The organism is Bacillus sp. EB106-04-02-XG92, assembly GCF_058791995.1.
This window is the reverse complement of record NZ_JBYTEA010000005.1, coordinates 232,064-246,089: the sequence shown is the minus strand read 5'-3', so window position 1 is coordinate 246,089 and position 14,026 is coordinate 232,064. Positions and strand designations below refer to the sequence as shown.

The following is a 14,026-nucleotide window of genomic DNA, read 5'->3' as shown; positions in this document are numbered from 1 at the left end:
ACATGGTAAATCGATTCATATCAGTAAGACACGTTGGAATGACGTTAGCGTTATTACTTGTGGCGATGTTAATCGTCATTCCGCTTTTTCTCATTTTATTTTCTAGTGTATATGAAAATAGTAGTTGGAATTTTTTAAAGCCTTTTGAAGTGATGCAGAGTGGTGGATTAGCTGGGATTTTTCTAAACTCGATGCTTTTAGGTGTACTCGTAGTCATAGGAGCAACCATATTTGCATTTCCATTAGCGTTCATTATGAGCAAAACAGATGTTGGAAAGTATAGTAAGTTAGATATTATTTTTATGATTCCATTTATGACACCGCCGTATATTGGATCGATGGGCTGGATTTTGTTCATGCAGTCGAACGGCTATTTCGAACAGTTTTTCCCGATGCTAAAGACAATATCATCTTCGTTTTTTAGTTTAGGTGGTATGGTTTTAATAATGAGTCTTCATTTATTCCCATTCCTTTACTTCATGTTGAAGAATACATTACTTCAAATTGGGAGTAGTAAAGAAGAAGCTGCAGCAGTTCATGGTGGGAGATTTTTCTATCGTTTAAGAAAAATCATATTGCCGTTATTAGTAACAAGTTATGTAATGGGTGCTTTACTTATTTTCGTAAAGACGATTGCTGAATTTGGAACACCGGCTACGTTCGGAAGAAGAATAGGATTTCATGTGTTAACATCAGAGATTCATAAATTTATTTCGAGTTGGCCAATTGATTTTAGTAGTGCAACAGCATTATCTTCTTTATTGCTTAGTGCATGTATGCTCATTTGGTATATGCAAAATGTATTGAATCGAAAGTACTCATATGCAATGGTGAGTGGAAAAGGTGTGAAATCTAAAAGGTATACATTGTCTATCTTTACGCGCTTTGTAGCATGGGTTTATGTAATGGGTTTATTAATCGTATCAATTGGAATCCCGTATTTTTCTATACTTATTGCTTCATTATCGAAATTAAGAGGTGGCGGCTTACATGTAAATAACTTTACAACAAGTCACTATGAAGCATTGTTTACAATTGGATCCCCAGGATTAGAAGCCCTATGGAACAGTTTTCTCTTTTCACTTATAACAGCGGTAATGGCCGCTATAATTGGAGTCTTTTTGGCGCTTATGATTCGAAAGGGGAAAAAGTCCTCTGAAAAATGGCTTGATATGTGCGGTATGTTACCGAATATGGTACCAGGAATCGTGATGGTTGTAGGGCTTATTTTGTTTTGGAATTCACCCTATATGCCCCTGTCAATTTACAATACGCCAGTCATGGTTATCGTAACGTACGTCGTTCTTTTTTTACCTTATACGGTGCAGTATGTAAAAGTATCGCTCGGTCAAATTGATGATTCTCTTGTACAGGCAGGAAGTATTTTTTCTGGAAATTATATTTATATTTTTAGAAAAATAATATTACCTCTTATTATCCCGGGTATTCTTGCCGGATGGGCAATGACATTTACAATCTCGATAAGAGAGTTAGTAGCATCGCTTCTCGTACTACCTCCATCAGTAGAAACGTCAGCAACATTTATTTTCGCTCAATTTGAACAAGGAGAAGTATCTATTGGAATGGCGATGGCTGTCGTTTCAGTTGGACTTACAACAGTATGTTTATTACTTCTGCAACATATGGAGCAAAAGCGAAAAGGGGTAGCATGATGAGGGTAGAAGTATGGGGAGGAGCGGGAGAATATGGTCGTTCCTGCTACTTCGTAAAAAATAAAGAGACGAAAATAGTATTTGATTGTGGTATTAATCGATCATATGAGGATAGTTATCCAAAAATAGAGAGGGAAGTTGTCCCATTTTTAGATGCAGTATTTTTATCACATATTCATGAAGATCATACGATGGGTTTACCTTTATTAGCGAAGTATGGATATAAGAAAAAAATTTGGACGACTCGTTATACGAAGGAGCAACTCCCTGCTTATTATGAAAAATGGCGAAACTACAATTTGGCGCAAGGATGGTATGTACCTTATACCGACCAAAATGTTAAAGATTTAAATTATGTATATATTGATGAGATTAGCAATCCGAATGAATGGATACAGATTACACCTACATTGCGTTTTCAATGGGGGTATAGTGGGCATGTACTAGGCGCTGTTTGGTTTTTAGTGGATATGAGTCATACATATGTATTTTATTCTGGCGATTATTCAGCAGAGTCTAACATACTTCGAGCTAATTTACCTGAGAAGTTGCACGGCGATATAAAAGTCGCAATCGTAGATGCCGCTTATCATACTGATGATGTTTCGCAACATGAACGAATAAAGGAACTATGTACAGAAATTGAGCGGGTTGCGCAGAAGAAAGGAATAGCATTACTACCGTTGCCACCGCTTGGTAGGGCGCAAGATATCGTATTGTATTTATATGAAAAATATAAAGAACTTCCCATTATAGTAGATCAAGAAATTTTGGATGGATTTGAGGAGATGTTAGTATATAAAGATTGGATCAAAAACAATGAAGAACTTGAAGGGCTTATGGAGAGTTTAAAAAGAAACATAATTGTTATGGATGATGACAGCTGTACGCAAAATAGTTATGGAATAGTTGTAATGAATGATGCGAATATGCAAACGAAGCGAGCGCAGTTATATTATGAACAACTCCGGCATGAAGAACGAAATTCCATTATCTTTACTGGACATATTGCGAAAGGGAGTTTTGCAGAAAAAGTTTTGAAAGAACGTGTAGATAAGGAATGTAGGGTGAAGCGAGTGCCGTATAAAGTTCACCAAAGTATAAGAGATGTGAAAGAGATGTTAAATACATTATTACCAGAACATACGGTGTTAGTACACGCTTTGAAAGAGGATACGGATCGATTACAGAAAAAGCTTAGCACGGCAGGGTATGAAAATGTGTACTCACTTACTAAGGAACGTATAGAAGTCATTTAAAATATAAAGGAGATCGGTATATGAAAAAAGTATTTGTATTCGTAAGTATTTTCTTTTGTTGTTTCCTGTATAACGTTAAGGAAGGGTTTGCTGCCAGTCCAATGACACCTAGTTTTGAAGTGAAGTTATTATTAAAACCAGAACAAGTATTAGGATATAACAAAGAGATAAATCAAGAGGTACTAGAATATTTCCAGGCTGTTAAAAATTATGAAAGAATACAAGTGCAATTTTTAGATACGACAAATAAAAATTTAAGTAATGAAGGTTGGTTTGCGAGAATTCGAAAGAAAGAATTTAGTAAAGATTTTGAGCTAACATATAAAAAAAGATATCCTATTCAAAATGGTGTAATTCAAGATGCACTAGAAGTGGCTAAAAATGATGGGTTTGATAGTAAAACCGATAACTATGAGGCAGAAATAGATTGGGGATTTGAGAAGAAAACGTTAAGTATTTCAAATAAGAAAAGCTACAGTGCTAAAGGATATGGAGTACTTGATTTACCAAACGAACGAGCAGCTCAAAACATGTTACTAGAAAAGTTACCAGGGAAAATGAACAAATGGTTGTATACGAATTGGGGAGAAGAAATGCTCGAAAATTCTCGTATTTATGGCCCTGTATTAATGAAAAGGTATACAGCTGAATTTGAAAGTATTAAAACGAATATTGAAGTTTGGCCACTAAGTAATACTGGGAAAATAGAAGATGATTTCGTAATAGAAGTGTCGTTTAAAACAAAAGAGGAAAGTATTGCAAAAAAACAAAGAGAATTATTAATGCAGAGTTTAGATCAAAAAGGATGGCTGTTGCCGAAAGATAGTTTGAAGACAGAGCTTATTTTTCAGTGAATAGTGAAAAGGAATCCATACATATATGGATTCCTTTTTCTAATATCTGAGTATTAAGCTAAATCAGCTGACACGAACATATCATTATTTTGAAGGTTTTTAGAGCGTAAACTATAAGCAACTACCTTCTTTTTATATTGCTTTACAACATCAACATGTTCTTCATGACTATAAATGTAAAAGATAAAATCTTTTTTGCCACGTTTTGCATTGATAATTAAAGGCGTACCCTCATTGTGCGGTGGTGCATAATAGCGATCTAAAAATAAACCTTCGTTAAAATCATGAATAATTTTAGATTTTTGTTCGCCTTCTAAGTTATTTCCATTGATTGTAACAGTCGCATTCTCTTCTTCAAGTTGCGGATGTGTTTCGTACTTGCTAATAATGGATTCAATAACAGTGTTAGGAAGGCTCGAAACGATAATTTTAAATGCCCCAAATACAACTAACATAACAATAAACCAAGTCGTCATAGTATATCATCCCCTTTTTCCTATTAAATAATATAACTCATATGGTAATAGTACATATGGTGAAGTTTTGTATAATTTGTGAAAAATATGCCATTTGTATGAACGAAATGTTAGAAAAATCAATTTTGTTACAAAAAGTTGAAATCGAAGTATTTTAAAAGAAAAAGGTTTATAATAAAAATATAACTAATAACCACATTACTAATTATAAGGAAGTGTAACTATGAGTACTGTAACAATCGTGTATGGTATTATTCTTTCCACAATTATTGTTTTATTTATTGTCGGGGTTTCACGTTATATTCATAAATGGAAAGAAAGCGTTGCGAAATTAAATCACATTGAAGAAGAACTTAGTGATTTAATGTTACATCATGGTAAGTAAAAGTTTATTTTTTAACTAAATAATGTGAATAATATCACAAAACATGCTCTCATCATGAAGGCATGTTTTTTTGTTATGTGAATGATTAGGCACATTCATACATTTTTTCCATACGATACAATGTGAAGATGGAAATGTTCTGAGTGGAAAAGAGGGATAAAATGAGTAGTTCAGGTTATGTTCCAGATAATAAAAATTTAAAGAAAAGCTCAGGAACTCCAAACCTTTTCTTTGATTCGAGAAAAAATATCTTTTTTAAAAGGGATGAGAAAAACGTTGCATATGAAGTTACGTCAACGCAGTTACCAGCGATGATAGGTGGAGCATTTGTTGATTTATTTATGACGAAAGGGCATATGCGAGAACCGCATTGGCATCCGAATGCGTGGGAGTTGGATGTTGTTGTATCAGGAGAAGCAGTTACATCCATTTTAAATCCTGAAACGAATCAATTGCAAAATTATCATGTAAAAGCGGGGCAAACTGTATTTATTCCAATGGGATGGTGGCATTGGATCACAGCGGTAACAGAAGAAGTACAATTACATTTGTTCTTCAATAATGATCAGTTTGAAACAGCAGAAGGGTCAGACATACTTAGATTAACACCACCAGAAGTATTTCAAGCTGCATATGGTGTAAGTGCAGAAAAATTAGGGAAGGAACTTTCGCCAATTAAGGAGTCAGTTGTAATTGGTCCTCCTAATTCAAATCGACTAAAAAGTGTTAAAGAAAGTGACGATTCAAATATAGTCGTTACGTTAAATGGACAAATAACATCATGTGAAATAGAGTAACTCTTTCTTTTTTAGGAAGATTTACTCTGTTTTGTATAAATTTGTAATTTGATTCGTTATAATGATTATATAGAAGCGGATTTATTAGAGGGGGCATATTGTGAACATATTAAAGATTATAGGAATTGTTGCAGGAGTGATTATAGTAGCCGTTATAGCTTTCTTTGTCATTATGAAGTACTATTTGTCAAAAGAAGATCCTGGTTATGTATTAAAGTACATAAAAGAACATAAAGATGATGAAACATGCTCATTACTTATTAAAAGAAATGGAGAAGTATTAACTTCTATAAATGAAAATAAAAAATTGCCTTTAGCGAGTACGGCAAAAATCGTAATAGCAGTTGAATTTGCTAAGCAAGTGTCAGAAGGAAAAATAAGTCGAGATGAACAAATTTCATTGCACGAGCTAGAAAAATATTACGTTAAAGATACTGATGGTGGAGCGCATCCTGACTGGCTAGAAGATGTCAAAACGAGAGAATTAGTGAAAAATGGACAAATCGCTTTAGAAGAAGTCGCTAAAGGAATGATTCATTATAGTTCTAATGCAAATACAACATATTTGTTAGAAAAGCTTGGAATAGAAAGGGTAAATGATAGTTTAAAAGAATTAGAGCTTACTAGTCATGACAAGTTCACATCGTATACCGCTTCACTATATATGAGGGGGTATGTAGAAAAAGAGCTTCATGAGCCAGAAAATCAATCGTTAGAAATGATACGTAACATGTCAAAGGATGAGTATAATAAACATGTGTTACAAATTCATGAATGGATGAAAGATGAAGAAGAATGGAAAAAACGGGATATCCCATTAAAGGTAGATATGGAATTTCAGCGAATTTGGTCAGATCGATTAGTGGGTGCAAACGCTAAAGATTATATGAGTATAATGGAAAAAATAAATAGTAGAAAGTATTTTCCAAAATCAATGCAAGAAGAAATCGAGAACATTTTCAAAGGAACAGTTAAAAATAGTAAGTTCGAATATGCTGGTCAAAAAGGTGGTTCTACCACATTCGTATTGACAAAAAGCTTGTATAGTACAGATAAGAAGGGCAATAAGGTAGAAGCTGTCATTATGTTTAACGATATAGAAGATCAGGTTGCATATCAAAAGCTGAGAAATAATGTAGATTATTTTATTCGAGATATTATAACAAGTGAGGAATTCAGAAATAAATTATAATAGAATAATTTTATTATGTAAACAAGATGCGGTTAAAGGTAGGTGTTGAGATGAGGTTGAATGAGTATATGCTTGAAACATTTCCAAATTTAGAACTTAGACCACCTCTATTTTATAATGGAGCTATTGGTATTCGCTTTAGATTAGGCGTGAACTATGATTGCACTAACATTTATGAAAATTGCTCATATTTAGAAGGCGTTTATAATAGAGCGATTACTTTATTTCAGTCTTTACATGCAACAGAAGATGATATTTATATCGTAGTGGATGTAAATGACTATGCAGACGGTGAAATTTTCAAACACAAATTGAATATCTTTTCTAAGTATGTAAAAGCGAAGTCCGATTTGTTTAAGTTACAGAAAAATACAATCCCTTATATTTTTCCAGAAGACGATGAAGACGGGGTATATAAAACTCATAGATATACTTTGAAATGTAAAGTTTCAGACTTGAAATACATTCCTATGCTAAAAGCAATTTGTAATCAAGATATGGGAATAAAACCGCGTATTTTTCATAGGGTGTATTTCATAAATATTAACAAGAATACTATATTTCACGTTTATGATGATAGGGGTTGTGATGTATTAGCTACCTCTTCTAATACAATTAGAGATATTTATCATACATATAATGATTGGATATTAGAATACGATAGAAATAAAATTGATAAGGTATTTAATTGAATGTAGTCTATTTTAAATGAGGGAAATACCATAGAGGTGTTTCCCTTTTATTAATATGAAAATCAACATTCAAATTTGACAGCGCTTATTATAAAGGTAAAGGGATTTGATGGTAATGTATTGAATTTGGATAGAAACAGAAAAGGGAGATGAATAAATGACGACAATATATTTCGTTCGCCATGCTCACTCTATATATACAAAAGATGAAAGGGTACGTCCCTTATCTGAAAAAGGGCACTTAGATGTAGAGAATGTAACACGCTTATTAAAAGATAAGCATATTGATGTTGTGATTTCTAGTCCGTATAAAAGGGCGATTCAAACGGTACAAGGAATTGCAAATACATATAATGTATCGATACAAATAGAAGAAGATTTACGAGAAAGGTTATTAAGTAAAGAGCCAGTAACAGATTTTAATGATGCGGTCCAAAAGGTGTGGGAAGATTGGGATTTTGCACACGAAGGCGGAGAATCGAATGATGTAGCGCAAAGGCGTGCTGTAATATGTATGCAAAATATATTAAAAAAATATGAAGATAAGAATATTGTAATAGGAACTCATGGGAATATTATGGTATTACTCATGAATTATTTTGATTCAAAATATGATTTTCAATTTTGGAAAACAATTCGTATGCCTGATATATTTAAGTTGAATTTTCATAATGAAGATTTAGTTTCTGCCGAAAGGATAGAGAATACGGGTCATCAGATAAATAATTTGTAAAAGTTTATCAAAAAAAGAGGAAAGAGAGATGTTATTGTAGAAGTATGACTTTGTAACATAAAAAATATATGTTAAAGGAGGCTGTTTACATGTTTGAGAAAGAGAAAGAAGGGCTTATTGAAGTTCACAACGTATATGAAATTGCACCAGCAGATGGAGCAATTATTGGTATGGCAACGGAAGAAGAAATGGAAATTGCTGCTGAACTAGAGCTGCAGTACTATGCCCATTCTCGTTTGCTAGAAGCAAATATTCAGTTAGACGGTTCCTCCTACAAAGAGTTACTTCAGGAGTTCCAGGAGTACGAAAGAAAATCAATGAGCTTTTGGCGATCAATACATAAGCGTTTAGCTGTGCCATGGGCATGGGTATTACGTATTGACGTTGCGAATGGCCCTATATATGTAAGTAATGGGAATTCGTATTACGAAGAAATCGATGATGAAGAAGATTATGAATAGATAAGTAAGGAAGCAGCTTTAGTTGCTTCCTTTTTTTATGCTTGAAATAATTTTTGACAAGCAAAAACGATACACCAAACACCTATACCGAACAGGACAGATGTACTAAGTGAAAATGAGTTTCTTAACCCAATATAGACGATAAATAATAGTAGTGCGGATGCAGGAAATCCATATAATACACCTATAGCAAATTGACTTAATTCTTGTTTGTTCCCGCCTTCGAAAGAAATCCAAAATAGACTTAGTAAACTAACGAGTGGAAGGGCAGCGATAAAGCCGCCTATCGCACTATAATGTTTAGCGACTTCAGTAATAACGCCAATAATAAGTGCAGAAACAATGACTTTAACGAGGAAATGCATATTTTGCCTCCTTCGCTAATAAAGAAAAGGCTTTTTCAATTAATTGTTGTTCTTCTTTTGATAACTGAGATTCTAATATTTTTATCTTTTCTTTATCTAGTAAAGTATGCTTTTCTAATCCTCCAATGCCTTCTTTCGTTAATGTAAGGTTCACAACTCTTTCATCTTGTTTATTTCTTTCTTTCATGATAAATCCTTTTTGAATAAGGCGCTTTACGTGTTCAGACGCTGTGTTATGGGAGAGACTAAGCTCAGTAGCCAATTTTCCAATTGTTATATCTTTCTCACGAGAAATGAGTTGTAAAATACGAATAGCTTGATGAGAAAGGTTGTCTTCATACTCATATCGTAAGTGATAATAAATGCTCTCCCAATGCTGATTGATGTCTTTCATAATGATAAATCCTCCTGTTTTTATATCGTATAATAAGATATATTCGTGAGTATAGAAGTAAAATCCTTTTATTTGGATGGAAAATGTTGAAAAAGTTTATTTTTATTGAAATATAAGGTAATCTATGTGTAAAGGTATACATTTAGCAAGAGAGAGGATGATAGCTGTGAATACATTCAAATGGATGAGTCATGAACAGATGTATGTAGATGAAATACATGTTGAAAAATGTGGTCCTCTTTCAGTCGGCGTATATGGGGGAAATCAAGAAAGTGATGCATATGAAAGAGGAGATGCGGTGCTTGCTTGGTGGGATCCTGAATTACAATTTGAATTTGTTATGATTTTTGATACACACCACAAAACAAAAAATATAAATTATATAGTAGAAGCAATTTCAGAAAGAAAAGAGAAATTAAAAGAGTTATTTTCCTACCCGATACATTTAGCTTTTCATCATACACATATGTACTTATTAGCGTTATTTACAGATGAGTTGTTTATTGAAAAATGTGATCAAGATGATGAGGAACTTGCATGCTTAATTTGTTTACGAAAAGGCGAATTTTTATATTGGCTATCAGTTGGTGATTGTTTCGCATATTTATTCCATTCTGAGAAAACGAAGAATAGTAAAGGGCGATTAAATAAACGGAAAAATTACGAATATATTGGTAGAAAAAATATTTTCGCAGCAAATACACCTTGCTTTACGTCAGGTGTAAGAGGATTAGAAAAAGGAATGAATCACATTGTAATGGCAACGGACGGTATTTTAGAGTGTGATAAACGAAGGTTTGATGATGATCAATCTTTAGTAGAAATATTGCACGACGGAAATAGCTTACAGATTGAGCCAGTATTAACAAATGTACTACAGTGGAAAGGTAGAGACTGTGCCACTATTATTGGATGGTCCATTGATACTGAAAATAAAAGATGCGCTAATTAATATAAAAGGAGTTCAAGGTTTTTACCCTTGAACTCCTTTTTGTTAAGCGATATGGATGTGATATGTTTTCAACCATTCATTTACTTGAAGCATGTATTCCATAGCACTTCTTGCTTCAAAATTGTTAATTTCCTTATTGCTTTCATCGGCAATCGAAAGTAGTGTGGAATGATTAATAAGTGAGAAGATAGGATTATTTTTATTGCTGCACATGTCGAGTGATAAATGACGGATTGTTTGCAGATAATGTGGATCTTGTGAAGTTGGATAAGCGCTTTTTCTTCTATTACGTACATCGTCGGGTAAAGCAGGTTGTAGTGCTCTACGTAAAATGCCTTTTTCAATATTATCAATGCTTTTTATGTTGAAAGGAACGTTCCATAAATATTCAACTAATCGATAATCGCAAAACGGTACGCGAACTTCAAATCCTACAGCCATACTCATACGGTCTTTCCGGTCAAGTAAGAACGGGAGAAATCTCGTTAAAAATAAATAAAACATTTGACGTTGCTTCGCGGATTTTTTACTTTCACCTTCAAGAGTAGGTACTTCAAGTATCGCTTCTTGGAATCGTGTATCAATATAGTTTTCTAAGTTACATTCGTTATTTATTTCATTTAGTAGAAGAGGAGATGTATTTTTCCAATTTGTGAGCCACGGAAACTTATCTACATACAGTAATTCTTCTTGGTGAAACCAAGGATATCCCCCGAATACTTCATCAGCAGATTCTCCAGATAAAGCTACAGTTGCATCTTTTTTCATTTCGCAAAATAGTAAATATAGTGAAGTTTCCATTTCACCAGCACTCGGTAAATCTTTTGCACGGAGGGGAACGAATAAATGATTTGCTAATTCTTCAGCATTCAAAATAATGTCATGATGAGATGTCCCTACATGTTCGGAAACGCGTTTTACCCAAGGAGCGTCTAAACCAGTGCGAGCAAATGTCAGCTCGAAATCTTTTGCGCTATTTACAAAGTCAACGGAATACGTATGAAGTGTTTTATTTTCAGCAGCAAATTCTTTTCCCGCTAGTGCAGTAATACCGCTAGAATCTAATCCTCCTGATAACATACAGACGAGAGGAACATCGGCAATTAATTGTCTTTTTACTGTATCTTGTAAAATAGATAAAATATGTGATGATGTATCTTCAGTACAGTCTGTATGAACTTTACTTTCTAAATTCCAATACTTCGTAACTACTTTTTTATCACGTGTAAATGTTATACAATGTCCAGCACGCACTTCTTGAATATGTTTAAAGACGCCACACCCTGGAGTTCGAAATAAGCCTAATCCAAATATTTCGTTTAGGCCATCCGCATCAATTTCAGCGGGGACAGATGGATGCGCTAATAATGCTTTAATTTCAGACCCGAAAATAATGCTGTCATTTCTTTCTGTGTAAAAGAGTGGCTTTACGCCTAAATGATCACGCGCTAAAAATAATTGTTGCTTCTGATCATCCCATAAGGCAAAAGCGAAAATTCCATTCAAATGTTGTACGCAATCTTCTTTCCATTCTAAATAAGCATGTAGTAACACTTCTGTATCTGAATGCGTTTCAAATGCATGACCACATTTTCGAAGTTGTTCTCTCAGTTCACGGAAATTATAAATTTCTCCATTATAAGTAAGAGCATACGTATAATCACCAGTACGAAATGTCTTCGGCTGCGTCCCGCCTTCTGGATCAATAACAATTAAACGTCGGTGTGCAAAGGCAGCACGAGGTGAAAACCAAAATCCTTCAGCATCAGGACCACGGTGCTGAATACAATTTGCCATCTTTTCTAAAATAACATGTTCATTTGAAAGATCTTTCTTCCAATCTACCCAACCTGTAATTCCACACATACACATCTCATCTCCTAATTTAAAATAGTAGATTAACGAAATAAAATGTACACTAAGTTAAAGAATGACTATATAAATAGTGTACTACATGAATTAAATTGCAGACTTGAGAAAATTTTCTTTGAATGCGTAGTTATGTGAGACAATGGCTTAGAGAAAGTATTCCATAACATACAAAAAATAAAAAAGATGAGAGAAAATTTTTTGTAAGACGTTATATAGGGTGTAAAAGCTTTTACAAAAAAATAAGGGGACTCGCTACATGAAATCAAATGAGAAAAATTTTATAAAAAGATTACAACGGCAAAAAGAAGATGCGCTAGAGTTCGTTGTCGATACATACCTACCACTTATAAAAGGGATCACACACAAAGTTCTTCTTCCAGTTCAAAATGATGGATTAATAGAGGAATGTGTAAATGATATATTTCTTTCCATTTGGAATAACGCAAATAAATTTCATGGAGAGCCAAGTGACTTTAAAAAATGGATTGCGGCGATTGCGAAATTTAAAGCGATTGATTATTACCGAAAAGCAACTAGAAAAGTAGAAATTATTTCAGATGAGTTTCATATTAGTACGGAAAAGTCAGCTGAAGATGAATTAATCGTTATGGAAGATAGGGAAGAATTATTAAAGCTTATTAATCAATTAGAACCGCTAGATCAAAAAGTGTTCATTATGAAATATCTTCTCGGCATGAAAACAGAAGAAATAGGAGAAAAGTTAGGATTAACTCGGGCAGCAATCGATAATCGTGTGTACCGTGGGAAAAAGAAACTACAACAAAATGCTACGAATATTAGTTTTGGAGGTAGTGCCATATGAAAGACATTTATGAATTATTAAATGATATTGATATAGATGAAAAAGAACTTGAGGAAATTGAGGCTTCTGAAATTGAAAAAGAAAAAGTGAAGCGCAATGTAAAACAATCGATACGTACGAAGAAAAAGATGGGAAATTGGAAAAAAGGTGTTGCTGCTGCATCTATTTTAGTAGGATTATCAGTTGCAACGCTTGGTATCGGATTTCCTACATATGCCGGGGGGTTGCCAATTGTAGGTGATATATTCCGATTTTTAGATAATGGTAGAACAGGTCTGTATGAAAATTATAAAGAGTTTTCGACTGAATTGAATATGACGAGGGAGAGTAATGGGGTTAAGGTTACAATTAATGATGTAATTTCTGATGGCAGAACAGTATCTATAACGTATTCACTGGAAAGTGAGCAGGACTTAGGGGATGATCCTATCATATTAGGCGGATTGGATATAATGGACGCTCATGGTAGTTCAGGAAGTGGAAAAATGACTAAAGTTACTGAAAAAAAGTATGTAGGTATGGTAACAACGACGCACCATGATAGTAATAAAAAGGATAAAGTAAACTTTAGATGGAATATAGAGGGAATAGAGATGCCAGATAGGAAAAAATCAATACAAGGTAATTGGAATTTCGCGTTAATTGTAAAATCAGTAGATAGTAAAGAGAGAACAATTGGTGGGAGTTCGGAAAAAGAAGGTATAAAAGCAAATATGGAAAAAGTCGCAATATCGCCAGTTTCATTTATTCTTTATTACAATCAAGAAGTTTCTAAGGATGCGAGGAAAGAATGGGATAGTGTAGATGTTGAATTGACGGTTAAGGATGATTTAGGGAATAATTATCCGGGTGAAGGAAATGGAGGAAGTGGCAACGATCCTTACAATATTCGATGGAGTTCCACATTCCAAAAACTAAACGAAAATGCAACAAAGCTTATCGTGACACCTCGCGTACACTTGCGAGTTCATACACCTGAAAATCATGGTGGAGTGGAGTATGTAAATGGAAAAGAGAAGAAAATTGAAGTGCCGAATAAAGAAGCGAAGAGTAAAGATATTGTTCTAGATGATATCGTAATTGATTTAAAGAAATAGA

The 14,026-nt window shown here is 33.8% G+C and carries 17 protein-coding genes; 13 read left to right on the top strand and 4 right to left on the bottom strand.

Annotation, left to right across the window (positions count from 1 at the left end; genetic code table 11):
* The first annotated feature begins 2 nt into the window (after positions 1 to 2).
* Genes AC3WVA_RS15040 through AC3WVA_RS15030 form a run of 3 tightly spaced genes read left to right on the top strand, consistent with a single transcriptional unit; the run spans position 3 to position 3,786 of the window.
* A complete protein-coding gene (locus AC3WVA_RS15040; RefSeq protein ID WP_098345373.1) occupies positions 3 to 1,673 on the top strand; it encodes an ABC transporter permease in 1,671 nt (556 codons plus the stop codon).
* The gene (locus AC3WVA_RS15035) at positions 1,670 to 2,932 is read left to right on the top strand and encodes an MBL fold metallo-hydrolase (protein WP_142320965.1); all 1,263 of its coding nucleotides are present in this window, start codon (positions 1,670 to 1,672) and stop codon (positions 2,930 to 2,932) included. Before AC3WVA_RS15040 ends, AC3WVA_RS15035 begins: the two co-directional genes overlap by 4 nt.
* A gap of 20 nt (positions 2,933 to 2,952) precedes the next feature.
* On the top strand, positions 2,953 to 3,786 hold the full coding sequence (locus AC3WVA_RS15030; protein WP_098345371.1) for a hypothetical protein: 834 nt from the start codon (positions 2,953 to 2,955) through the stop codon (positions 3,784 to 3,786).
* 53 nt (positions 3,787 to 3,839) lie between these two features.
* Here AC3WVA_RS15030 and AC3WVA_RS15025 read toward each other — a convergent pair whose 3' ends face one another.
* Entirely contained in the window at positions 3,840 to 4,262 is a 423-nt protein-coding gene (locus AC3WVA_RS15025) for a YfmQ family protein (protein ID WP_048527190.1), read from the bottom strand.
* Positions 4,263 to 4,303: 41 nt separating this feature from the next.
* Here AC3WVA_RS15025 and AC3WVA_RS15020 point away from each other — a divergent pair, with 41 nt between their 5' ends.
* The 7 genes from AC3WVA_RS15020 to AC3WVA_RS14990 all read left to right on the top strand — a co-directional run bounded on the left by AC3WVA_RS15020 (position 4,304) and on the right by AC3WVA_RS14990 (position 8,522).
* The gene (locus tag AC3WVA_RS15020; protein ID WP_071757427.1) at positions 4,304 to 4,420 is read left to right on the top strand and encodes a multidrug transporter MatE; all 117 of its coding nucleotides are present in this window, start codon (positions 4,304 to 4,306) and stop codon (positions 4,418 to 4,420) included.
* 65 nt (positions 4,421 to 4,485) lie between these two features.
* Complete coding sequence (locus tag AC3WVA_RS15015; protein ID WP_000109009.1) at positions 4,486 to 4,647, top strand: hypothetical protein; 162 nt, start codon at positions 4,486 to 4,488, stop codon at positions 4,645 to 4,647.
* A gap of 161 nt (positions 4,648 to 4,808) precedes the next feature.
* Positions 4,809 to 5,444: a cupin domain-containing protein gene (locus tag AC3WVA_RS15010; protein ID WP_048527191.1), complete on the top strand. Its 636-nt coding sequence runs from the start codon at positions 4,809 to 4,811 to the stop codon at positions 5,442 to 5,444.
* Positions 5,445 to 5,544: 100 nt separating this feature from the next.
* Positions 5,545 to 6,636 carry a serine hydrolase gene (locus AC3WVA_RS15005; RefSeq protein WP_098345370.1) on the top strand — a complete coding sequence of 364 codons (1,092 nt, stop codon included), beginning with the start codon at positions 5,545 to 5,547 and terminating at the stop codon, positions 6,634 to 6,636.
* A gap of 50 nt (positions 6,637 to 6,686) precedes the next feature.
* Entirely contained in the window at positions 6,687 to 7,328 is a 642-nt protein-coding gene (locus tag AC3WVA_RS15000; RefSeq protein ID WP_098345369.1) for a DUF3885 domain-containing protein, read from the top strand.
* 157 nt (positions 7,329 to 7,485) lie between these two features.
* Positions 7,486 to 8,061, top strand: coding sequence for a histidine phosphatase family protein (locus tag AC3WVA_RS14995; RefSeq protein WP_098345368.1), 576 nt, complete (start codon positions 7,486 to 7,488; stop codon positions 8,059 to 8,061).
* An 89-nt stretch (positions 8,062 to 8,150) separates the two neighbouring features.
* The gene (locus AC3WVA_RS14990) at positions 8,151 to 8,522 is read left to right on the top strand and encodes a hypothetical protein (RefSeq protein ID WP_048527195.1); all 372 of its coding nucleotides are present in this window, start codon (positions 8,151 to 8,153) and stop codon (positions 8,520 to 8,522) included.
* Between the two features lie 35 nt (positions 8,523 to 8,557).
* On the opposite strand, the gene AC3WVA_RS14985 is transcribed toward AC3WVA_RS14990, so the two are convergent.
* Together AC3WVA_RS14985 and AC3WVA_RS14980 are read right to left on the bottom strand one after the other, a co-directional pair.
* Entirely contained in the window at positions 8,558 to 8,887 is a 330-nt protein-coding gene (locus AC3WVA_RS14985) for a DUF3147 family protein (RefSeq protein ID WP_098520717.1), read from the bottom strand.
* Positions 8,871 to 9,281: a MarR family winged helix-turn-helix transcriptional regulator gene (locus AC3WVA_RS14980; RefSeq protein ID WP_098345365.1), complete on the bottom strand. Its 411-nt coding sequence runs from the start codon at positions 9,279 to 9,281 to the stop codon at positions 8,871 to 8,873. Before AC3WVA_RS14980 ends, AC3WVA_RS14985 begins: the two co-directional genes overlap by 17 nt.
* A gap of 124 nt (positions 9,282 to 9,405) precedes the next feature.
* Between AC3WVA_RS14980 and AC3WVA_RS14975 the strand changes: the two genes are divergently transcribed.
* Positions 9,406 to 10,233: a PP2C family serine/threonine-protein phosphatase gene (locus tag AC3WVA_RS14975; RefSeq protein ID WP_048527198.1), complete on the top strand. Its 828-nt coding sequence runs from the start codon at positions 9,406 to 9,408 to the stop codon at positions 10,231 to 10,233.
* Between the two features lie 42 nt (positions 10,234 to 10,275).
* On the opposite strand, the gene asnB is transcribed toward AC3WVA_RS14975, so the two are convergent.
* Complete coding sequence (asnB, locus tag AC3WVA_RS14970) at positions 10,276 to 12,099, bottom strand: asparagine synthase (glutamine-hydrolyzing) (protein WP_098345364.1); 1,824 nt, start codon at positions 12,097 to 12,099, stop codon at positions 10,276 to 10,278.
* A gap of 262 nt (positions 12,100 to 12,361) precedes the next feature.
* On the opposite strand from asnB, the gene AC3WVA_RS14965 reads away from it, so the two are divergent.
* Both AC3WVA_RS14965 and AC3WVA_RS14960 read left to right on the top strand, forming a co-directional pair.
* Positions 12,362 to 12,928 (top strand): sigma-70 family RNA polymerase sigma factor, encoded by a 567-nt coding sequence (locus AC3WVA_RS14965; RefSeq protein ID WP_098345363.1) that lies wholly within the window; start codon positions 12,362 to 12,364, stop codon positions 12,926 to 12,928.
* Positions 12,925 to 14,025: a DUF4179 domain-containing protein gene (locus tag AC3WVA_RS14960; RefSeq protein WP_098345362.1), complete on the top strand. Its 1,101-nt coding sequence runs from the start codon at positions 12,925 to 12,927 to the stop codon at positions 14,023 to 14,025. Before AC3WVA_RS14965 ends, AC3WVA_RS14960 begins: the two co-directional genes overlap by 4 nt.
* Position 14,026: the final 1 nt, after the last annotated feature.